Origin of the sequence: Haloferax profundi (assembly GCF_001469865.1) — an archaeon.
In the GTDB taxonomy this organism is placed as follows: Archaea; Halobacteriota; Halobacteria; order Halobacteriales; family Haloferacaceae; genus Haloferax; species Haloferax profundi.
On the sequence record NZ_LOPV01000708.1, the window covers coordinates 1 to 213 of the forward strand.

1 protein-coding gene is annotated in these 213 nt (G+C 62.0%); it reads right to left on the bottom strand.

All coding sequences use genetic code 11. From position 1 onward, the window contains the following. On the bottom strand, nucleotides 1–213 hold a 213-nt coding region (locus AUR66_RS19685; RefSeq protein ID WP_157533256.1), incomplete at both ends, for a TSUP family transporter.

Here is a 213-nt window from a genome sequence, read left to right on the forward strand (position 1 = left end):
GACTGCGATGGGCACCGGGACACCAATGAGGTAGAACAGCGCGGGCATACGGATGAAGCCGCCACCGACGCCGAGGAAGCCCGAGAGGAGACCCGTCGCGAACGCAACCAAGAGGACCATCCAGAGCGACACCTGAATGCCACCGCGAAGCGTGAGCATCGGTGGAAGCGAGTAGCTCTGAATCTTCTTCGCTATCTCGGGGATGTCGTCGGC